General features: G+C 71.7%; 18 protein-coding genes and 1 tRNA gene. 11 read left to right on the top strand and 8 right to left on the bottom strand.

Annotated features, from left to right (window positions below):
* The first annotated feature begins 80 nt into the window (after positions 1 to 80).
* The 4 genes from ACTMTU_RS29510 (at position 81) to ACTMTU_RS29495 (ending at position 4,315) form a co-directional block, all read left to right on the top strand.
* Positions 81 to 782 carry a FadR/GntR family transcriptional regulator gene (locus tag ACTMTU_RS29510; RefSeq protein WP_402249966.1) on the top strand — a complete coding sequence of 234 codons (702 nt, stop codon included), beginning with the start codon at positions 81 to 83 and terminating at the stop codon, positions 780 to 782.
* Positions 783 to 1,003: 221 nt separating this feature from the next.
* Positions 1,004 to 2,461: an amino acid permease gene (locus tag ACTMTU_RS29505; protein WP_441266483.1), complete on the top strand. Its 1,458-nt coding sequence runs from the start codon at positions 1,004 to 1,006 to the stop codon at positions 2,459 to 2,461.
* Between the two features lie 139 nt (positions 2,462 to 2,600).
* A complete protein-coding gene (locus ACTMTU_RS29500; RefSeq protein WP_441266482.1) occupies positions 2,601 to 3,686 on the top strand; it encodes an S-(hydroxymethyl)mycothiol dehydrogenase in 1,086 nt (361 codons plus the stop codon).
* Positions 3,686 to 4,315, top strand: coding sequence for an MBL fold metallo-hydrolase (locus tag ACTMTU_RS29495; protein ID WP_441266481.1), 630 nt, complete (start codon positions 3,686 to 3,688; stop codon positions 4,313 to 4,315). Before ACTMTU_RS29500 ends, ACTMTU_RS29495 begins: the two co-directional genes overlap by 1 nt.
* On the opposite strand, the gene ACTMTU_RS29490 is transcribed toward ACTMTU_RS29495, so the two are convergent.
* The 4 genes from ACTMTU_RS29490 to ACTMTU_RS29475 form a co-directional block, all read right to left on the bottom strand.
* The gene (locus ACTMTU_RS29490; RefSeq protein WP_441266480.1) at positions 4,288 to 5,232 is read right to left on the bottom strand and encodes a pseudouridine synthase; all 945 of its coding nucleotides are present in this window, start codon (positions 5,230 to 5,232) and stop codon (positions 4,288 to 4,290) included. The two genes, ACTMTU_RS29495 and ACTMTU_RS29490, sit on opposite strands and share 28 nt — an antisense overlap.
* A 97-nt stretch (positions 5,233 to 5,329) precedes the next feature.
* The gene (locus ACTMTU_RS29485) at positions 5,330 to 5,656 is read right to left on the bottom strand and encodes a DMT family transporter (protein ID WP_441266479.1); all 327 of its coding nucleotides are present in this window, start codon (positions 5,654 to 5,656) and stop codon (positions 5,330 to 5,332) included.
* Positions 5,656 to 6,285 (bottom strand): TetR/AcrR family transcriptional regulator, encoded by a 630-nt coding sequence (locus ACTMTU_RS29480; RefSeq protein WP_441266478.1) that lies wholly within the window; start codon positions 6,283 to 6,285, stop codon positions 5,656 to 5,658. Before ACTMTU_RS29480 ends, ACTMTU_RS29485 begins: the two co-directional genes overlap by 1 nt.
* A 291-nt stretch (positions 6,286 to 6,576) precedes the next feature.
* A tRNA-Leu gene (locus tag ACTMTU_RS29475) sits at positions 6,577 to 6,664 on the bottom strand.
* Positions 6,665 to 6,851: 187 nt separating this feature from the next.
* On the opposite strand from ACTMTU_RS29475, the gene ACTMTU_RS29470 reads away from it, so the two are divergent.
* The 3 genes from ACTMTU_RS29470 (at position 6,852) to ACTMTU_RS29460 (ending at position 9,495) form a co-directional block, all read left to right on the top strand.
* Positions 6,852 to 8,177: a M20/M25/M40 family metallo-hydrolase gene (locus tag ACTMTU_RS29470; RefSeq protein WP_159693568.1), complete on the top strand. Its 1,326-nt coding sequence runs from the start codon at positions 6,852 to 6,854 to the stop codon at positions 8,175 to 8,177.
* Between the two features lie 176 nt (positions 8,178 to 8,353).
* On the top strand, positions 8,354 to 8,587 hold the full coding sequence (locus ACTMTU_RS29465; RefSeq protein ID WP_441266477.1) for a chaplin: 234 nt from the start codon (positions 8,354 to 8,356) through the stop codon (positions 8,585 to 8,587).
* Between the two features lie 146 nt (positions 8,588 to 8,733).
* Complete coding sequence (locus tag ACTMTU_RS29460) at positions 8,734 to 9,495, top strand: chaplin (protein WP_441266476.1); 762 nt, start codon at positions 8,734 to 8,736, stop codon at positions 9,493 to 9,495.
* A 129-nt stretch (positions 9,496 to 9,624) separates the two neighbouring features.
* Here the strand turns inward: ACTMTU_RS29460 and ACTMTU_RS29455 are convergent, their stop codons facing one another.
* Complete coding sequence (locus tag ACTMTU_RS29455; RefSeq protein WP_005319466.1) at positions 9,625 to 9,813, bottom strand: DUF5703 family protein; 189 nt, start codon at positions 9,811 to 9,813, stop codon at positions 9,625 to 9,627.
* Positions 9,814 to 9,860: 47 nt separating this feature from the next.
* Here ACTMTU_RS29455 and ACTMTU_RS29450 point away from each other — a divergent pair, with 47 nt between their 5' ends.
* Positions 9,861 to 10,514: a hypothetical protein gene (locus tag ACTMTU_RS29450; RefSeq protein WP_441266475.1), complete on the top strand. Its 654-nt coding sequence runs from the start codon at positions 9,861 to 9,863 to the stop codon at positions 10,512 to 10,514.
* A 139-nt stretch (positions 10,515 to 10,653) separates the two neighbouring features.
* Here the strand turns inward: ACTMTU_RS29450 and ACTMTU_RS29445 are convergent, their stop codons facing one another.
* Both ACTMTU_RS29445 and ACTMTU_RS29440 read right to left on the bottom strand, forming a co-directional pair.
* Positions 10,654 to 12,774 (bottom strand): helix-hairpin-helix domain-containing protein, encoded by a 2,121-nt coding sequence (locus ACTMTU_RS29445; RefSeq protein WP_441266596.1) that lies wholly within the window; start codon positions 12,772 to 12,774, stop codon positions 10,654 to 10,656.
* 542 nt (positions 12,775 to 13,316) lie between these two features.
* Entirely contained in the window at positions 13,317 to 14,300 is a 984-nt protein-coding gene (locus ACTMTU_RS29440) for an aldo/keto reductase (RefSeq protein WP_441266474.1), read from the bottom strand.
* A 129-nt stretch (positions 14,301 to 14,429) separates the two neighbouring features.
* Between ACTMTU_RS29440 and ACTMTU_RS29435 the strand changes: the two genes are divergently transcribed.
* The 3 genes from ACTMTU_RS29435 to ACTMTU_RS29425 all read left to right on the top strand — a co-directional run bounded on the left by ACTMTU_RS29435 (position 14,430) and on the right by ACTMTU_RS29425 (position 18,043).
* The gene (locus ACTMTU_RS29435) at positions 14,430 to 15,479 is read left to right on the top strand and encodes an LLM class F420-dependent oxidoreductase (RefSeq protein ID WP_364601397.1); all 1,050 of its coding nucleotides are present in this window, start codon (positions 14,430 to 14,432) and stop codon (positions 15,477 to 15,479) included.
* Between the two features lie 232 nt (positions 15,480 to 15,711).
* Positions 15,712 to 16,497 (top strand): ferritin-like domain-containing protein, encoded by a 786-nt coding sequence (locus tag ACTMTU_RS29430; RefSeq protein ID WP_441266473.1) that lies wholly within the window; start codon positions 15,712 to 15,714, stop codon positions 16,495 to 16,497.
* 1 nt (position 16,498) lies between these two features.
* Positions 16,499 to 18,043, top strand: coding sequence for a hypothetical protein (locus tag ACTMTU_RS29425; RefSeq protein WP_441266472.1), 1,545 nt, complete (start codon positions 16,499 to 16,501; stop codon positions 18,041 to 18,043).
* 32 nt (positions 18,044 to 18,075) lie between these two features.
* On the opposite strand, the gene ACTMTU_RS29420 is transcribed toward ACTMTU_RS29425, so the two are convergent.
* A complete protein-coding gene (locus ACTMTU_RS29420) occupies positions 18,076 to 19,068 on the bottom strand; it encodes a magnesium and cobalt transport protein CorA (protein WP_441266471.1) in 993 nt (330 codons plus the stop codon).
* Between the last annotated feature and the right edge of the window lie 38 nt (positions 19,069 to 19,106).

The following is a 19,106-nucleotide window of genomic DNA, read 5'->3' as shown; positions in this document are numbered from 1 at the left end:
ATTCAAGAGGCTGAGACATAAACGTCATACTTTTTGTTCCCGCGGGCGTCCATGTGATCCACGCCCCGTAGGCTTTGCCCATGACCACAGAAGGCCGAGGGCTTCACACCCATGTGCTCGACACCCTCGGTCTCGCCATCACGGCGGGCGAGTATCCGCAGGGCAGCGTGCTGCGTACCGACGAGGTCGCCCAGCGCTTCGACGTGTCACGCACGGTCGTCCGTGAAGTGGTCCGCGTCCTCGAGTCCATGCACCTCGTGGAGTCCCGCCGCCGCGTCGGCGTCACCGTGCGTCCCACCGAGGAGTGGAACGTCTACGACCCCCGCGTCATCCGCTGGCGGCTGGCCGGCGCCGACCGCCCGCGCCAGCTGCGCTCACTGACCGTGCTGCGCTCCGCGGTGGAACCGGTCGCGGCCGGACTCGCCGCCGTCCACGCGACCCCCGAGCAGTGCGCGGCGCTGACGGAGGAGGCCCTCGGCATGGTCGCCACCTCCCGCGGCCAGCAGCTCGAGGGGTATCTGAAGCACGACATCGCCTTTCACCGGGTGGTGCTCAACGCCTCCGGCAACGAGATGTTCGCGCGGCTCGGGGATGTCGTCGCCGAGGTCCTCGCGGGCCGTACCCACCACCATGTGATGTTCGACGACCCCGACCCGGCGGCGGTGACGCTGCATGTCCAGGTGGCGGAGGCCGTTCGCGAAGGCGACGCGGAAAGAGCCGAGCGTCTCACCCGTGAGATCGCCGTCGGGGCCCTCCAGGAGCTGGACGTACTCGCTCCCTGAACTTCATGACGACCTGGCTTACCTTGTCGAAACCTCTGAAATACCTCAGATGTCTGTCTGAGTGAGGTTCGCCACTGCCAAAATCCCAGGGTTGCCCTGACGATGAGCCCTTGGGCCATTCATGCCCGCAACCGGGCCGGGGCGTCCCCTTCCTTCACCCCTGGGAAGGCGCCGGCGCAGGCCGGGTACCGCACACCCCCTCACGAAGGCGAACAACCTCAATGAGTGACCGCACCATGGCTGCGGCCGATACGCCCGTCGCCGGCGCGACGGGTTCCCCCCACGTGGACGCCGGAGACGTCGGGTACCGCAAGGACCTCAAGTCGCGGCACATCAACATGATCGCCATCGGCGGCGCCATCGGTACGGGGCTCTTCCTCGGCGCCGGTGGCCGCATGGCCGGAGCAGGCCCCTCCCTGTTCATCGCCTACGCCGTCTGCGGCGTCTTCGCCTTCTTCGTCGTGCGTGCGCTCGGCGAGCTCGTGCTCTACCGGCCCTCCTCCGGCGCCTTCGTCTCCTACGCCCGTGAGTTCATGGGCGAGAAGGGCGCCTACACGGCGGGCTGGCTGTACTTCCTGAACTGGTCGACGACCGCCATCGCCGACATCACCGCGGCCGCGACCTACGCCCACTTCTGGGCGATGTTCAGCGACGTTCCGCAGTGGGTGCTGGCCCTGATCGCGCTCGCCGTGGTCCTCACCGCCAACCTCATCTCGGTGAAGTACTTCGGTGAGATGGAGTTCTGGTTCGCGATCATCAAGGTCGCCGCGCTCGTCGTATTCATGCTCATCGGCATCTACCTGGTCGTCACCTCCCACGACATCGGCGGCCACACCCCGGGCTTCTCCACCATCAGCGACAACGGCGGCATCTTCCCGAGCGGCTTCATGCCGATGCTGCTGCTCATCCAGGGCGTCGTCTTCGCCTACGCCTCCGTCGAGCTGTGCGGTGTCGCCGCCGGCGAGACCGAGAACCCCGAGAAGATCATGCCCCGCGCGATCAACTCGATCATGTGGCGCGTGGGCCTGTTCTACGTCGGCTCCGTCGTCCTCCTGGCGCTGCTGCTCCCGTACACGGCGTACTCCGGCGACGAGAGCCCCTTCGTCACCGTCTTCGACAAGCTCGGCATCCCCGGCGCGGCCGGCGTGATGAACCTGGTCGTCCTGACCGCGGCCCTGTCCAGCCTGAACTCGGGCCTCTACTCGACCGGCCGCATCCTGCGTTCCATGTCGATGTCCGGTTCCGCGCCCCGGTTCACCGGCGTCATGAACAAGGGCGGCGTTCCCTACGGCGGCATTCTGCTCACCGCCGCCTTCGGTGTTCTCGGCGTGCTGCTCAACTACGTCATGCCGGGCGACGCCTTCGAGCTGGTGCTCAACTTCGCCTCGATCGGCATCATCGGCACCTGGGCGATGATCATGGTCTGCTCGCTGCTGTTCTGGCACCGCTCCCAGGACGGCCGCGTCACCAGGCCCGCGTATCAGCTGCCCTGGGCCCCGTACACGCAGATCGTCACGCTGCTCTTCCTGGGCTCCGTCGTCGTCCTGATGTGGATGGACGAGGGCATCTCCCGCACCACCGTCAACTGCCTGCCGCTGATCGCGGCCGCGCTGGTCGGCGGCTGGTTCCTGGTCCGTAAGCGGGTGCGCGCCGTGGCCGCCGCGGGCAAGGAACTCTGACCCTTCGCCTCGAAACCCCGTCGAAGGCCCCCGCGGGCACGTCCCGCGGGGGCCTTCGACGTGCCCGTGCCCTGCCCGGTACTCGAACAGTCCATAGTGGGTGGCGACGTCCACTCCACGAGGAAGGGCAGGTTCCGCGATGCCGCAGCAGGTGCAAGGTGTGATCGCACCCGGGAAGAACGAGCCGGTACGGGTCGAGACGATCATCGTCCCCGACCCGGGGCCGGGCGAGGCCGTGGTGAAGGTGCAGGCGTGCGGGGTCTGCCACACCGATCTGCACTACAAGCAGGGCGGGATCAACGACGACTTCCCGTTCCTGCTCGGCCATGAGGCCGCAGGCGTCGTCGAGTCGGTCGGCGAGGGCGTCACCGACGTGGAGCCGGGCGACTTCGTGATCCTCAATTGGCGTGCCGTGTGCGGCCGCTGCCGCGCGTGCCTGCGCGGGCGCCCCTGGTACTGCTTCGACACGCACAACGCCCGGCAGAGGATGACCCTCACGGACGGCACCGAGCTCTCGCCCGCGCTCGGCATCGGAGCCTTCGCGGAGAAGACCCTGGTCGCCGCCGGGCAGTGCACCAAGGTCGACCCGGCGGCCTCCCCGGCGGTCGCCGGACTGCTCGGCTGCGGTGTGATGGCCGGCATCGGCGCCGCCATCAACACCGGCCAGGTGGGCCGCGGTGACTCGGTGGCCGTCATCGGCTGCGGCGGCGTGGGCGACGCTGCGGTCGTCGGCGCGCGGCTGGCCGGGGCCGCCCGGATCATCGCCGTCGACATCGACGACCGCAAGCTCGAGACGGCGAAGAAGATGGGCGCCACCCACACCGTCAACTCGGCCTCCACCGACCCCGTCGAGGCGATCCGCGAACTCACCGGAGGCTTCGGCGCCGACGTCGTCATCGAGGCCGTGGGCCGGCCGGAGACGTACGAACAGGCCTTCTACGCCCGTGACCTGGCCGGCACCGTCGTCCTCGTCGGCGTGCCCACCCCCGAGATGAAGATCGAACTGCCGCTGCTGGACGTCTTCGGCAGGGGCGGGTCGCTCAAGTCGTCCTGGTACGGCGACTGCCTGCCCTCCCGCGACTTCCCGATGCTGATCGACCTGCACCAGCAGGGACGCATCGACCTCGGCGCGTTCGTCACGGAGACCATCGGACTCGGCGACGTCGAGAAGGCGTTCGCCCGGATGCACGAGGGCGACGTACTGCGATCGGTGGTGCAGTTCTGATGGCGGCCCGTATCGATCATCTGGTCACCTCCGGCACCTTCTCGCTCGACGGCGGCACCTGGGACGTCGACAACAACGTCTGGATCGTCGGCGACGACCACGAGGCGATCGTCGTCGACGCCGCGCACGACGCGGACGCGATCCTGGCCGCGCTCGGCGGCCGTACGCTGCGCGCCGTCGTCTGCACCCACGCGCACAACGACCACATCGACGCGGCCCCCGCGCTCGCCGCCGCCACCGGCGCACCGATCCTGCTGCACCCCGACGACCTGCCGCTGTGGAAGCAGACCCACCCGGAGCGCGCCCCCGACGGCGAACTCGTGGACGGAGCGGTGCTCAGCGTCGCGGGCACCGGTCTGACCGTGCTGCACACACCCGGCCACGCCCCCGGCGCCGTCTGCCTCCACGCCCCCGAGCTCACCACCGTCTTCACCGGCGACACCCTCTTCCAGGGCGGACCGGGCGCCACCGGCCGGTCGTTCTCCCACTTCCCGACGATCGTCGACTCGATCCGGGACCGCCTGCTCACCCTGCCGCCGGAGACGGTCGTCCGTACCGGCCACGGCGACACGACGACCATCGGCGCGGAGGCGCCGCACCTTCAGGAGTGGATCGACCGCGGCCACTGAACGAACTCCAGCCGGCTGCGGAAGCTCCGCGGTTCACCGGTCACCGGATCGGTGAACTCCAGCCCACGCGCGAGGAGTTGGAGCGGACGGGCGTAGTCGTCGGGGCCGTCGGGCAGCACCACCGGATACAGCGGGTCGTGCAGGATCGGCAGCCCCAGGGCATTCATATGGACGCGTAGCTGATGGGTACGGCCGGTGGCCGGCAGCAGCCGGTACCGGCCGAGCCCGTCCCGCACCTCGAGCAGCTCGATCCGGCTCTCGCTGTTCGGCTCTCCCGGCTCCTCCACGGCCGCGAGCACCCCGCGTTCCTTGACGATGCGGCTGCGCACGGTACGCGGCAGTGCCACGGCCGGGTCGTGGGGCGCCACGGCCTCGTACTCCTTGCGCACCCGCCGGTCCCGGAACATCGTCTGATAGGCGCCCCGGTCGCCGGGCCGTACGACGAAGAGGACCAGCCCGGCCGTGAGGCGGTCCAGCCGGTGCGCGGGCTGCAGCGCAGGCAGCTCCAGGTCCCGGCGCAACCGGGCGAGCGCGGTCTCCCGCACGTGGCTTCCGCGCGGCATGGTGGCCAGGAAGTGCGGCTTGTCGGCGATCACGACGTGCTCGTCGCGGTGCACGAGGCCGATCTCGAACGGCACCCGCTCCTCTTCGGGGAAGTCACGGTGGAACCACAGATCCCGTCCCGCCGTGTAGGGCTCGTCGTCGATGACGGGCCCGTCCGCGGTGACGAAACGCCCTTCGCGGACCATCGTGTCGACTCTCTCCGCGCCGATGGCGGCCCCGTACCGCGCCAGCAGATGGTCACGCACGGTCGGCCAGGCCCCGTCAGGGTCCTCGGGCAGTCGCAGCCGCACGGGATCGATGCCGTCGCGCTGGGGAAGTGGCGCGGGCAGGTGCGGTCGGTTTCTGCGTCTCACGACGAGACTGTAGACCGGATGGGTCCGCTGCCACGGTGACGCCGGCAGCGTCCGGGCCGGGCCAGGACCGCCCGCGCGCCCAGCCGGTCCTGGCGCGTCAGTGCTCCATCCCGCCGCCGACGTACATCACGACGACCCCGATGATGACGAGGGCGATGCCGATGAGCGTCGCCGGTCTGACCGGTTCGTCGAAGAGGACGACGCCGCCGAGGAACGCGCCCACCGTGCCCACGCCCGACCAGATCGCGTACACCGGGCCGACGTTGAGCGTCTTGAGCGCCTGCGCCAGCATGACGAAAGCGACACCGTAGCCGATGACCACCAGGACGGTGGGGCCGAGGCGGGTCAGGCCGTGCGAGGCACGCAGCGAGAGGGTCGCGATCACTTCGGAGATGATCGCTCCCGCGACCAGCAGGACCCCCATCAGCGCGCCTCCCCGGCGGTGTCGGCCGGACCGGCGCCGGCCGGACCGGTGCCGACCGGAACCGCACCGGCTGGGCCGGTGTTCGCCGGACCGGTGCCGGCGCGACCCGTGGCGATGAGATCGGTGACGAGCCGGCGCAGCTCGACATGTGCCGCACCGTGCGGCGGGGCGAGGTGGAGCAGGCGCGCCGTCCACCAGCCGTCGACGGCCATGCGTACCAGCGTGCTCACCCCCGGCGGCAGGCCGTCCGCGTCCAGTCGTTCCTGCCAGGTCCGGTAGTGGCGCCGGAGGACGTCGAGCACCTCGGCGCCGCCCGCCGCGGCCAGCAGCGCTACGGGGACCTCCTCGCGGCCGGTGGCGCCCGGCTCCGGTGTCACTTCGGGGATCGAGGAGTCGAGCCAGGCCATGGTGTAGGCGCCGGGCGGGGCGTCCGGACCGGGAAGCACCGCCTCGAACCGGTCCACCAGCCGCTGCACCACGCCCTCGACCAGGGCGCGCTTGCTGGGGAAGTGGTGCAGCAGACCCCCCTTGCTCACGCCCGCCTCCGCGGCGACGGCGTCCAGCCTGACCGCGTCAGCGCCGCCCTTCACCAGCAGCCGTTCCACGGCGTCGAGGAGTCGATCGCGCACGGTCCCGCCCGTCTCTCGTACTGATCCGTCGGATTCGTCGGACTCGTCGACCGACCGTCTGGACGGTCGATGGATGCTAGCACCGGTGCCGGCGGGCCCGTGGAAGGACCACGCCATGCGGAACGGCGCACTTGGGGTTCGTCGTGGCGCTCGGGGAAGACCCGGACCCCGGAGCGATGGTGGTCCTGGTCGGCGTCGGGGCGGGCGGGACCGGCCGCGATCACTCGGGAGCGGGGATGAGGGGGCACAGGGCAACAAAAAGATCCCCACGGAATTCCGTGGGGATCTAGATGGTGTCCGAGGGGGGACTTGAACCCCCACGCCCGATAAAGGGCACTAGCACCTCAAGCTAGCGCGTCTGCCATTCCGCCACCCGGACAAGGTGTCTGTCTCGCGGCCCTGGGCCGTTCCGACGTGGAAAACCATAGCAAACATTCGGACCCCCTCGATCACACCCCCGGTTCACCCGACGGCCGCTGCGACGGCCGGGGACCGGCCCTTGGGTGGAGGGCGTGATGACGAGAGGATGAGGCGGACCACCAGCAGCGACAGCGGGAGGAATCAGCGTGAGCGAGTCGAACACGGCCCGGGCGGTCACGGGCGAGGACGAGGTCGTCGATCTCTGCCGTGAGCTGATCAGGATCGACACCAGCAACTACGGCGACCACTCAGGTCCCGGCGAGCGCGCGGCCGCCGAGTACGTCGCGGAGAAACTCGCCGAGGTCGGTCTGGAGCCGCAGATCCTCGAGTCGCACCGGGGCCGTGCCTCGACCGTGGCCCGCATCGAGGGCGAGGACCCCTCGCGGCCCGCCCTGCTGATCCACGGCCATCTCGACGTCGTGCCCGCGAACGCGGACGACTGGACCCACCACCCGTTCTCCGGCGAGATCGCGGAGGACTGCGTGTGGGGCCGGGGCGCCGTCGACATGAAGGACATGGACGCGATGACCCTCGCGGTCGTACGGGACAGGCTGCGCAGCGGCCGTAAGCCCCCGCGCGACATCGTGCTGGCCTTTCTCGCCGACGAGGAGGCCGGCGGCACCTACGGCGCCCGGTACCTGGTCGACGAGCACCCGGACCTGTTCGAAGGGGTCACGGAGGCCATCGGCGAGGTCGGCGGCTTCTCCTTCACCGTCAACGAGAACCTGCGGCTCTACCTCGTCGAGACGGCGCAGAAGGGCATGCACTGGATGCGCCTGACCGTGGACGGCACCGCCGGCCACGGCTCCATGACCAACAACGACAACGCCATCACGGAGCTGTGCGAGGCCGTCGGCCGGCTCGGCCGCCACACCTGGCCGGTCAGGGTCACCAAGACCGTGCGCTCGTTCCTCGACGAGCTGTCCGACGCGCTCGGAACGCCCCTCGACCCGGAGGACATGGACGCCACGCTCGCCAAACTCGGCGGCATCGCCAAGATGGTCGGCGCGACCCTTCGGAACTCCGCGGCCCCCACCATGCTCGGCGCCGGCTACAAGGTGAACGTCATCCCCGGCCAGGCGACCGCGCACGTGGACGGGCGCTTCCTGCCCGGCTACGAGGAGGAGTTCCTCGCCGAACTGGACCGGCTGCTGGGCCCCCGGGTCAGGCGCGAGGACGTGCACGGCGACAAGGCCCTGGAGACCAGCTTCGACGGGGCGCTCGTCGACGCGATGCAGGTGGCGCTGAAGGCGGAGGACCCGATCGCAAGGGCCGTGCCCTACATGCTGTCGGGCGGCACCGACGCCAAGTCCTTCGACGACCTGGGCATCCGCTGCTTCGGCTTCGCCCCGCTCAAGCTGCCGCCGGAGCTGGACTTCGCCGGCATGTTCCACGGCGTGGACGAGCGGGTGCCGGTGGACGGCCTGAAGTTCGGCGTGCGGGTCCTCGACCGGTTCATCGACCAGTGCTGAACTCGTCCGCCCTGGCGGCCGGCCGGGCTGCTGGGATGACGCTCCGATAATCGCCTACGCGTGCGTATGTGACTTGAAAGAGTGAATGGGGGTTACGGCTCGTAGCCCCGGTGCCTCCTCCTCGTTACAGGTGATGCGGTCCGCGGCTGGGACCGCATTTGCCAACAGGAGGAATAATGATCAAGAAGGTCGTCGCGACTGCGGCTGCCGCCGGTGGTCTGGTGCTCGCGGGTGCGGGCATGGCCATGGCTGACTCCGGCGCCCACGGTGCCGCTGTGCACTCCCCCGGTGTGCTGTCGGGCAACCTGGTCGAGGTGCCGGTGCACGTGCCCGTGAATCTTTGCGGCAACACGGTGGATGTCATCGCCCTGCTGAACCCTGCCTTCGGCAACACCTGCGTCAACGCCTGACGTTGCGTTCCGGCCCACTTGAGGCCGGGAGTGAATCCGGGCGGCTCCGGAGTGCGTGCCATGCACTCCGGAGCCGCCCGCTTCTTCCAACCCCCTCGGCGTGTGCCCAGGGATATTCGTGAAGCTGGAAGGCAGGGCATCAAGACATGCGACAGGTCACGCGCAAAGGCCTGATCACCGTTGCCGCCGCAGGAGGCGTACTCGCCCTCGGCGGCGGTTACGCCCAGGCGGACTCCGGGGCGTACGGAGAGGCGTCGAACTCGCCGGGCGTGCTGTCCGGCAACTCGGTCCAGGCTCCGGTGCACGTTCCCGTGAACGCCTGCGGTAACACCGTGGACGTCGTCGGGCTGCTCAACCCCACGTTCGGCAACGAATGCGCCAACGTCTCCGGGTCGGGCCACAACGGCGGCGGCGGCTCCGGAGCCGACGGCAGCGTCAGCAACTCGCCCGGCGTCGGCTCGGGCAACCAGGTCCAGGCGCCGATCGACGTGCCCGTCAACGCCTGCGGCAACAGCATCAACCTCGGTGGTCTGCTCAACCCGTCGTTCGGCAACGACTGCACGAACGACTCGGGCGGCACCCCGCCTGGTCCCGAGGAGCCGGGCAACCCCGAGGAGCCGGGCAACCCGGAGGAGCCGGGCAACCCGGAGGAGCCGAACAAGCCGGAGGAGCCGAACAAGCCGGAGGAGCCGAACAAGCCGGAAGAGCCCAACAAGCCGCAGACTCCGGAAACCCCCGGGACCCCGGCCGAGCCGAACACGCCGGGCCCCCAGAGCGTCACGCCCGGTGGCAGCGACGGTCAGCTCGCGGAGACCGGCATGGACGCGCTGGACATCCTGGCACCGGCGGGCGTCGGCCTGCTGCTCGCCGGAGCGGTGCTCTACCGCAGGGCCCGCGCGGCCGCGTAGGCGCACGCCGGAGCCACGGCGGTCACGGGCACGGCCACGGCCCTGTCCCGTACCGCGGTACGTCGAGGAGCGGGTCCCGCGATCGCGGGCCCGCTCCTTTCCTGTACCTGCTCCTGTACCTGCTCGCGATCACCAGGTGGCGCGTACCTGGCGGATGATGCGCCGGCGCAGCCGCACTCTGCGGCTGCCGTCCCGGTGCAGGCTCAATCGGTCCAACTCCCAGTGTCCGTACTCGGCATGGTCGGTCAGCAGACGGGTCGCTTCCTTGCGGGAGACCCCGCGCGGCACGTACACGTCGACAAATTCGTATTCCGGCATCGCATCTATTGTGCGTGCACCGCCCCGGTACGGATAGCGTCTGCACTATGTCTGATGCTGCGCAGCCCACCGCTGCCGAGGTACGTGCCGCCGCCGAGGCGGTCAAAGCCGCACTGGACCGTCACCTCGAGGCGGTCGAGAACCGCACGGGAGACGACGACCCGGCCGTCTACGACGCGTTCAACGCGCTCGCCGCGGCAGCGGAGGCGTACGACGAGCGGCTCTACGACCGGTACGACGAGGTCACCCCCTTCGAGATCCCCGGCGCGGACGACTCGCTGCCGCCGTACGCGGGCCCCGAGGAGCCGAACGCGCTGAGCGTGCTGATCCGCCGTGACTACGCGGTCGTGGAGCCGCAGCGGCTGCTCGCCCAGGCGCAGCGCATCGCGGACGTCGATCCGGACGAAGTGGGCGCGGGCGCCCCGGTCGTCGGCACGAGCGTGCACGCCGCCCTCGGCGTGCTCTTCGGTGAGTACGAACCGGACGAAATCGCTTCCCGGCACAAGGAGTTCGGTCTGGAGGAGGGCGACTCCACGCTGTGGGTGTCCGCCGCGGACGAGCTTCCGGAGCCCGGCGAGTGGCTGAGCGTTCCCTTCGACCAGGCCGACCCGGAGCGGGTCGTCTGCCGCTTCGACGTCAGCTCCGTCTTCGACGAGGACGAGCTGCGCGAGGAGCCGCTGGACCTGCACGACGAGGACTGACCGCCCGCGTCTGTCCGTGACCGCCCGCACCCGTCCGTGACGCCCCCCCCGGGCCGCCGGACGGATCCGGCCGTTGTTCCACCGGTACGGCCCGGCCCCGGCCCGTGGCGACCGCGCGGTCGCCACGGGCCGGGGGCCGTCACTCTGCCCCGCCCGGCGCCGGCTCCGCCAGCTGGCCCTCCAGCAGCGTCCGCAGCCTGGTGGTGCGCTCGGCTCCGGGCTGCTCCGCGACAGCGCGCGGCAGAGCCTGGTCCACGCCGTGCACCACCGACAGATGGCGCTCCGCCCGGCCGAACGCCGTGTACACCCACGGCCGGCTCAGGGACTGGGCGGCGTCGCCCGGCAGCACCACGACCACCGCGGGCCACCGCATGCCCGCCGCCTGGTGCGCGGTGAGGGCCCAGCCGTGGCGCAGCGCGGACTCCACCCGCTCCCTCGGCACGACGGTCCTCGTGCCCTCGCAGTCGAGGTGCAGTCCGTCGGGGCCGGCGGAGACGACCGTGCCGGTGACCGTCCGGCCGAGCGCCTGGGCATGGGCGACCCGGTCGCCCGGGTCGAAGCCGGCGAAGCGGCCTGCTCCCGGATTCAGGCGCTGCTTGAGCGCCGCGTTGAGGGCACGCGTCCCGGCGGAGCCGCCGTGGCCGACGGTGATCACCTGGGTCTGCTCCGCCGGAACCCCGATGGCCCGGGGCACGGAGTCCGCCACCAGCTGGACCGTACGGTGCACCGCCTCGCCGGCGTCGCGCACCGGGACGATCACGACCTCCTTGCCGGGGGCCTCGACCTGGTTCAGCTCTCCGACGCCGATTCCCGAGACCAGTTCCCCGAGCGGGCCGGGGTCGGGCGTACGGGACGCGACCTGCGGACACACCCGCGCGGCGAGGACGTCCGCGAACACCCGGCCCGCGCCCGCGCCGCCCAGCACCCCGGGGTCGCCGCCGAGCACCAGCCTGCTGCCGTCGGGCATGGATTCCACCAGCATCGCCGCGGTCTCCACGTCGAGCTGCGGCGCGTCCAGCACGACGAGCAGGTCGAGAGCGAAAGCGCCGTCCTCGTCGCGGCCGGGCCCCGCGGCGCCCGACAGCAGGTCGGCGACGGTGACCGCGCCGACGTCCGGACCCAGCCGGCGCACCCCGTTCTCCCCGTGCACCGCCACAGCCGCCCGCAGCCCCATGGCGCGGGCCTGCTCCGCGAGCGCCACCGGCTCAGCCCTGGCGGCCTCGCCACCGGTGTGGAGGACCAGGCCGTTCGCGCCCGCCGCCCGCACGAGCCCGGCCCCCTCCCAGACGTCGGAAGGCCCGGTCCTGATCAGCCTCGCCAGGCCGTCCGCGAGGCTCTCCTCCGCCATGGCGTACCGATCGAGTCCGAGGAGGACCGTGACGGGAACGTCTTCCTCCACGCCCTCCTGGAAGACCAGCACCGTGCCGTCCGCGACCGCGTGCTGCACGGCCTCTTCCGGGTCCGGCACCGACCGCTCGGCGAGCGCGGCGTGCAGGGCCGAGGCTTCGAGGGCGGTGTGCCCCTGGAGCGCGGCACGCTCCAGCACCCAGGTGACGAGGGCGGACGTCCGGCGCTCGTCGCCGGGGGTCGCCTCCGCGCCGAGCAGCGCCCGCGCGAATCCGTCCGCCTGCTCCGGCCGCACGCCGGGCACCGAGAGCAACCGCCAGGGATCCTCAACGAGCGCCTCGCCCGCCGACTCGCCGAGCAGCTCGGCCACTTGCGGGGCGAGCGCTTCGGGCGCGCCGCCATTGAGCAGCACGGCCCGCGCGCCGGCGAGTGCCTCCGCGGGGACGGCGGCCGGCGCAGGCTCGACGGCCCGGGCCCGTACGGGCGGGGCGGCGACGGGAGCGGCCCGCCGCGGCTCGGGCGGGGACGAATCGAAATAGGCGGTGGCCGCCTTCTCGCCGCTCTCCACGGCCCGCACGGCGGCGAGCAGGTCCGCCGCCTTGCCGCTCAGCTTGGCCCCGCTGTCGATGGGCCCTTCCTTTTCGGCCTTGCGCTGCTCGATCCGCGCCCGGAGCTCCCGCTGCGCGGCGATCTCGGCCTCGGCCTCGCTCACCCCGCCGCCGGCCGCCTCTTTCCCATCGGCTGTGACGGCGGCGTTCTCGTCCGCGACGCCCGTGCCGTCGTCTTCCGACCCGGCGCCGACCTCGCCCGCGTCCGCCTCGCCTTCGGCGGGGGAGTGATCCGTCGCCCCGCTCGCGTCGTCGTCCTCAGGCCCGTCGCCGTCGGCGTGGGCCTCGTCCGCGTTGTCGGCCATGGAGCCGGCCGCCTTGTCGCCGTCGGCTGTGTCGTCGCGGCTCTCGCCCGCGACGCCGTCCTTCAAGCCGTCACTGCCGCCCGCGCGGGCCTCCTCCGCGTTGTCGGCCCTGAGGGCGGCCGCCTCTTCGCCGTCGGCCGTGGCGTCGTCGCGGCTCGCCTCCGGGACGCCCGCGTCCTCCGACCCGGCGCCGACCTCGCCCGTGTCCGCCTCGCCTTCGGCGGGGGAGTGGTCTGTCGCCCCGCTCGCGTGCGCGTCGGCGGCGCCTGGATCGCTGCCGGCAAGGCCGTCGCCCGCCGCGTCGTCCTCCAGCCCGTCGGCGACGCCTGCCGCCTCGTCACCCGCATCGGCGGCCGCGACGCCTGCCGCCTCGTCACCCGCGCCCGCCGCGTCGGCGGCCGCGGTGCCCCCCGCCGCCTCCGTGGCGCCCGCGTCCTCGGTCGGCAGCGAGCCGCCGGGACCCGGCGCGACCGCCTCTTCGGCGGTGTCGGCGGGCGGCCCCGCGGCCGGGGAACCGGGGGGTGTCCCCCGGGAAGGCGCAGTCACAGCGTGCTCCAGTCCTGGTCGGGATAGCGGTGGACGGGCGCCGACACATCGTCGAGCGCCCGGCGGATCTCGTCAGGAAGACTAAGCGCCTCCACCGACAACGCCGCCATGAGCTGCTGTGCGTTGCGTGCGCCGACGATCGGCGCCACCACGCCCGGCCGGTCCCTCACCCACGCGAGCGCCACCTCCAGCGGCGTCGCCGCCAGGCCGTCGGCCGCCGTGACGACCGCGTCCACGATGCCGCTCGCCGCCTCGTCCAGATACGGCTCCACGAAGGGCGCCATCTGCTCCGACGCGCCCCGGGAGTCGGCCGGCGTGGCCGTCCGGTACTTGCCGGTGAGCACTCCGCGCCCGAGCGGCGACGACGGCAGCAGCCCCACCCCGAGGTCGAGGGCGGCAGGGAGCACCTCCCGCTCAACGCCTCGCTGAAGCAGCGAGTACTCCATCTGCGTGCTCGCGAGCCGGGTGCGTACGCCCGGCGCGGCCAGCTGCCAGGTCGCCGCCTTCGCGAGCTGCCAGCCGCAGAAGTTCGACACGCCCGCGTACCGGGCGCGCCCCGTGCTGACGGCGATGTCCAGCGCCTGGAGCGTCTCGTCCAGTGGTGTGTCCGGGTCGAAGGCGTGCACCTGCCACAGGTCCACGTAGTCCGTGCCCAGGCGCGCCAGCGACGCGTCGAGCGCGGCGAGGAGGTGACCGCGTGAGCCGTCGAAGCGCCGGTCGGGATCCGGCACGCTGCCCGCCTTGGTCGCTATCACGAGCTCGCTGCGCGGCACGAGCCGCTCGACCAGCTGCCCGAGCAGATACTCCGCGTCCCCGCCGCCGTACACGTCGGCGGTGTCGACCAGCGTGCCGCCCGCCTCCCAGAAAACCTTCAGCTGGTCGGCCGCGTCGTGCTCGTCGGTGTCCCGGCCCCATGTCAGGGTGCCGAGTCCGATGCGGGACACGCGCAGGCCGGTGCGGCCGAGATGCCTCTGCTCCATGGGCGCTGAGATTACTGGCCAGGGGCCCACCCTGAGAGAGCCTGTGGACAACGTGCCCCTGCCGGATCGACCGCACCCGCGCTAGAGTCCGGAGACAGGCACGTTACTGATCAGTAAGAGGGAGCGGTTATGCGGCTCGGCATCAACCTCGGCTACTGGGGCGCGGGCATGGACGGCGACAACCTCGCCGTCGCGCAGGAGGCCGACAGGCTCGGCTACGACGTCTGCTGGGCGGCGGAGGCGTACGGCTCGGACGCCCCGACGGTGCTCAGCTGGGTCGCCGCCCAGACCGAGCGCATCGACGTCGGCTCCGCGATCCTGCAGATCCCGGCCCGTCAGCCGGCCATGACCGCGATGACCGCGGCCACCCTCGACTCGCTCTCGGGCGGCCGTTTCCGGCTCGGCCTCGGCGTCTCCGGACCGCAGGTCTCCGAGGGCTGGTACGGCGTGAAGTTCGACAAGCCGCTCGCCCGCACGCGCGAGTACGTCGAGATCGTCCGCAAGGCGATGTCCCGCGAGCGCCTGTCGTACGAGGGTGAGCACTGGACGCTGCCGCTGCCCGACGGGCCGGGCAAGCCGATCAAGCTCACCGTGCACCCGCAGCGTGAGCACATCCCGCTCTACATCGCGGCGATCGGCCCGAAGAACCTGGAGCAGACAGGCGAGATCGCCGACGGCGCTCTGCTGATCTTCCCGTCCGCCGACCACATCGAGGACACCGCGCTGCGCCACATCCGCGCGGGCCGCGAGAAGGCGGGGAGGACGATGGAAGGCTTTGACGTCTGCCCGACCCTGCCGCTCGCCGTCGGCGACGACGTGGCCGGTCTGGCCGACATGTTCCGGCCGTACACCGCGCTGTACGTCGGCGGCATGGGCAGTCGCAAGCAGAACTTCTACAACCAGCTCGCCCAGCGCATGGGTTACGAGAAGGAAGCCGCCGAGATCCAGGACAAGTACCTCGGCGGCGACAAGGCCGGCGCGGCCGCCGCCGTCCCGCACGCGCTCATCGACCAGACCGCGCTGCTCGGGCCCGTGGAGCGGATCGCCGACCGGATGCAGGCCTACGCGGCGGCCGGGGTCACCACCCTGACCCTCGCCCCCGCGGGCTTCACGCTCGATGAGCGGATCAGCGCCCTGCGCGCCGGAACCGAGGCCCTGGAGCGCGCGGGCCTCGCCTGAGGCCACAGGGGGCTCCGCCACGGGAAGTCTGCGGCCGTGGTGGGGGCTCGGGGGTCTTCCCCGCCACGGCCGTCACGCGGTACAACGCGCGACGGCCGTGGCGGTTACTGCCGACTGTGTCCTTCCCCTGGTCCGTTCGGGCGAGTTGGCCCGCCACCTGTTGCCTGGGCCGACGTCTCGCATTTGACTCGTTCTTTGCGGATGTCCCGAAGGTCCGACGGAGGTGGCAGTCATGCTCTCGGCCCGGATTCTCTTCCAGGAGATCGTCGACAGCGACGACACGTTCCAGCTCTTCTGCTCCATCGCCGCCAGTGGCGAGACGCAGGGAGGCTGGGAGAACGGGCGCATCGCCGCGCTCGTACCGGAGAGCATGCGTGAACTGGCTCCGAGGATCTCCCGGCACGGGGCGGACGAGGACAAGCACGGCCGCCTGTTCAACGCCCTGCTCAAGAAGCGGCAGTTGGACCCCGTCCCCGTGCCGCCGGAGACCGACTACACCATGCTGCTGGAGCAGCGCGGCATCGGCCTCGCCCACGAGAAACTCCGCCGTGACGAGCGGCTGACGGAGCACGACATCGTCGTCTACCTCTCGCACAGCCGGGTCACAGAGCAGCGGGCCGCCGACCAGATGGAACTGCTCGTCAGGTACTTCGGCGACGATCCGGAACTCGGCAAGGCCATCAGGATGATCTGCGACGACGAGGCGAACCACCTCGCCTACTGCCACGAGGAACTGCTGCGTCTCGCCGCGGCCGGCCACGGCCGCACCATCCAGCGTGTGTTGCGCGAGAGCGCGCTCGCCGAGATCCGGGTCCACCGCGATGTGAGCCTCGCCGTCATGGCGCACATGGGACACCTGCTGCGCTGGCCCAAGGCCAAGTCCGCCGCGCTGGCCGCGGGCATCCACGCGATGCACGCGTACGAGCGCCTCGGCGACTGGCGGCGCATGGTCGACCTCAGGATGCCGGAGCGCCGCGGCGCCCTCGACGGCCCCGCCACCCCGGCTCCCGCCTTCTGATGTGAACCGGACCCCGGCCCTGGCGCCCGTCCGCCCCCGCGCCCGGATCTGGCCGGGCCCGGAACGCCGCGCGGCCGACGGACTGCTGTGGATCGGCGCCGTCGCCGTCGCGTACACGGTGGTCCAACTCGCCCTGGCCGTCCGGGGTACGGGCCTCGGCTGGGACGAGTCGGTCTACGTCAGCCAGGTCTCACGCGGATCGGAAGCCGCCTTCTTCAGTGCCCCGCGCGCCCGCGGCATCACGTTCCTCGTCGCTCCGGTGACCGTTCTGACCTCCTCCCTCGGGGTGCTGCGCGTCTTCCTCGCGGTGCTCTCGGGCGCCGGCCTGTTCGCCGCCCTGGCCGTGTGGCGGACGCTGCTTCCCCCTCGTGTGCTCGCCCTCGCCGGGGGCCTGTTCGCGGGCCTGTGGATCACCGTGTTCTACGGTCCGCAGGTCATGCCCAACCTCTGGGTCGCGCTCGGGGCGCTGTTCACGGTCGGCTGCTTCCTGCGGGCGGCCAGGGACCCCTCCGACCGGGCAGGGCTCGTCGGCACGGGCGCGGGCCTGGTGTTCGTCGCGCTCATGCGGCCGAGCGACGCCGTCTGGCTCCTGCTGCCGCTCGCCGCCGTCGCACTGCTGACCCGCGAGGCCCGCCGGCCGGCTCTGCTCGTGGCGCTCGTCGCGGGCACCGTCGTCGGCTGTCTGCCGTGGATCGTCGAGGCCTACGTCGCCTACGACGGGCTGCTCGCCCGGCTGCGGCGGGCCGGCGAGATCCAGGGACACCTGGGCCCGCACTTCGCCGTCGACGACCAGTTGCGCGCACTGGAAGGCCGGGCGCTCTGCCGCCCCTGCGACGTACCGTGGCGCAAGCCGGTCACCGCGGTCTGGTTCCTCGTCCTGTGGCCACTGGCCGCCGGGGGCGCACTGGTCGCCGCACGCAGGCGGTGCCCCTTCACCACGGCCCCGACCGCCGTGCGTCCCTCCGCCGTGCTGGTGCCCGCCCTCGCGGGGCTGGTGCTGGCCGTGCCGTACCTGCTGCTGATCGGCTACGCCGCGCCGCGCTTCATGCTGCCCGCGTACGCGCTGCTGGCGCTCCCGGTCGCGGTGTGCCTGGGGCGGATCGCCGCGAGCGCGCGGCCGCGGGCCGCGGCGGCCGTCGTGCTGGGCCTGGCACTCGTCGGCCATCTGGCAATCCAGTACGCCGTGCTGAACGGCACGCTGGAGCGCGGCCGGGTCAACCGGAAGGCCTTCGACAGGATCGTCTCGGAGCTGCACCGCAACGGTGTGCGGCCACCGTGCGTGGTCAGCGGCAGCGTGGCGCCCCCGCTCGCCTTCCATGCCGGCTGCGCGTCCCGGCAGACCGGCGGACACGACGGCAGCATCACCCGGGCCGGGCTCCTACGGCTCGGCGACGAACGGGCGGTGGCCTACGTGGTGGAGGGCCGCAACCGGCCTCCGTCGTTCATCCGCGGCTGGCGGCCGCTGACCCTGCCCGGACTCCCGTCCCGTCCCGAGCTCCGCGCCTATCTCAGTCCCGCGGCCGTGCCACCCGGGACGGGACGCTGACCGCCGCCCCGAGCGGGCAGGGCACGAGAAGATCAGAGCCAGCCGCGCCGCTTGAAGAGCCGGAAGAGCCCGTAGACGGCACCCGCCATCAGCACGAGCACCGCCGGGTACGCCCACACCTGTTTGAGCTCCCACATGTGCTCGAAGTTCATCCCGTAGATCCCCGCCACCATCGTCGGCACCGCCGCCATGGCCGCCCACGCCGAGATCTTGCGCATGTCGTCGTTCTGCCGCACGCCCATCTGGGCGAGGTGGGCGGACAGGATGTCCGACAGCAGCCGGTCCAGCCCTTCCACCTGCTCGTTCGCCCGCGTCAGGTGGTCGCTGACATCCCGGAAGAAGGGCTGCGCGTGCTCATGGACGAACGGCACGCCCGCACCCGCGAGCCGGGCCATCGGCGCCGCCAGCGGCCCTGCCGCCCGGCGGAACTCGAGCACCTGCCGTTTGAACGTGTAGATCCGGGCCGCCGTGTTCTTCGCGTCCCTGCGCGCCGGTTCGAAGACCTCGGTCTCCATCTCCTCCAGGTCCACCTGAAGCTCGGCCGCCACATCGATGTAGTGGTCGACGATGGCGTCGCTGACCGCGTACAGCACGGCGGTCGGGCCGTGCCTCAGCACCGCCGGCTCCGCCTCGAGTCGTTCGCGGACGGCGTGCAGCGGAGCACCCTCGCCGTGCCGGACCGTCACCACGAACGAGTCGCCTATGAAGACCATCAGCTCGCCCGTGGTCACGGAGTCGCTCTCCGGCTCGTACACCACGGGTTTGAGGACCACGAACAGCGAGTCGTCGTACACCTCGAGCTTGGGCCGCTGATGGGCCTTGAGCGCGTCCTCGACGGCGAGCGGATGCAGCGAGAACTCGGCGGAGACGTGGTCGAACTCCTCCTCCGTCGGCTCGTGCAGCCCGATCCACAGGAAGGCGTCACCCGTGGCCCGCGCCTCGTCGAGGGCATCGGAGAAGTCCGACGGGCCTTCGCTGCGGCGCCCGTCGCGGTAGATGGCACAGTCCACGATCACGGCGCGCATTCTTCCCTGACCTCCGCCCCGGCACACCCCTGGCCCGC

Origin of the sequence: Streptomyces sp. OZ13 (assembly GCF_052068155.1) — a bacterium.
Taxonomy (GTDB): Bacteria; Actinomycetota; Actinomycetes; order Streptomycetales; family Streptomycetaceae; genus Streptomyces.
The sequence above is the reverse complement of the archived record's forward strand: the minus strand, read 5'-3'. Positions and strand labels throughout refer to the sequence as shown.

What these genes read in the sequence shown, in the direction of transcription:
- ACTMTU_RS29465 (WP_441266477.1), top strand. Translation starts at nt 8,354, where the DNA reads ATGATCAAGAAGGTCGTCGCGACTGCGGCTGCCGCCGGTGGTCTGGTG.
- ACTMTU_RS29430 (WP_441266473.1), top strand. Translation starts at nt 15,712, where the DNA reads ATGCTCTCGGCCCGGATTCTCTTCCAGGAGATCGTCGACAGCGACGAC.
- ACTMTU_RS29435 (WP_364601397.1), top strand. Translation starts at nt 14,430, where the DNA reads ATGCGGCTCGGCATCAACCTCGGCTACTGGGGCGCGGGCATGGACGGC.
- ACTMTU_RS29420 (WP_441266471.1), bottom strand. Translation starts at nt 19,068, where the DNA reads ATGCGCGCCGTGATCGTGGACTGTGCCATCTACCGCGACGGGCGCCGC.
- ACTMTU_RS29460 (WP_441266476.1), top strand. Translation starts at nt 8,734, where the DNA reads ATGCGACAGGTCACGCGCAAAGGCCTGATCACCGTTGCCGCCGCAGGA.
- ACTMTU_RS29505 (WP_441266483.1), top strand. Translation starts at nt 1,004, where the DNA reads ATGAGTGACCGCACCATGGCTGCGGCCGATACGCCCGTCGCCGGCGCG.
- ACTMTU_RS29500 (WP_441266482.1), top strand. Translation starts at nt 2,601, where the DNA reads ATGCCGCAGCAGGTGCAAGGTGTGATCGCACCCGGGAAGAACGAGCCG.
- ACTMTU_RS29485 (WP_441266479.1), bottom strand. Translation starts at nt 5,656, where the DNA reads ATGGGGGTCCTGCTGGTCGCGGGAGCGATCATCTCCGAAGTGATCGCG.
- ACTMTU_RS29510 (WP_402249966.1), top strand. Translation starts at nt 81, where the DNA reads ATGACCACAGAAGGCCGAGGGCTTCACACCCATGTGCTCGACACCCTC.
- ACTMTU_RS29445 (WP_441266596.1), bottom strand. Translation starts at nt 12,774, where the DNA reads ATGGCCGACAACGCGGACGAGGCCCACGCCGACGGCGACGGGCCTGAG.
- ACTMTU_RS29440 (WP_441266474.1), bottom strand. Translation starts at nt 14,300, where the DNA reads ATGGAGCAGAGGCATCTCGGCCGCACCGGCCTGCGCGTGTCCCGCATC.
- ACTMTU_RS29450 (WP_441266475.1), top strand. Translation starts at nt 9,861, where the DNA reads ATGTCTGATGCTGCGCAGCCCACCGCTGCCGAGGTACGTGCCGCCGCC.
- ACTMTU_RS29455 (WP_005319466.1), bottom strand. Translation starts at nt 9,813, where the DNA reads ATGCCGGAATACGAATTTGTCGACGTGTACGTGCCGCGCGGGGTCTCC.
- ACTMTU_RS29495 (WP_441266481.1), top strand. Translation starts at nt 3,686, where the DNA reads ATGGCGGCCCGTATCGATCATCTGGTCACCTCCGGCACCTTCTCGCTC.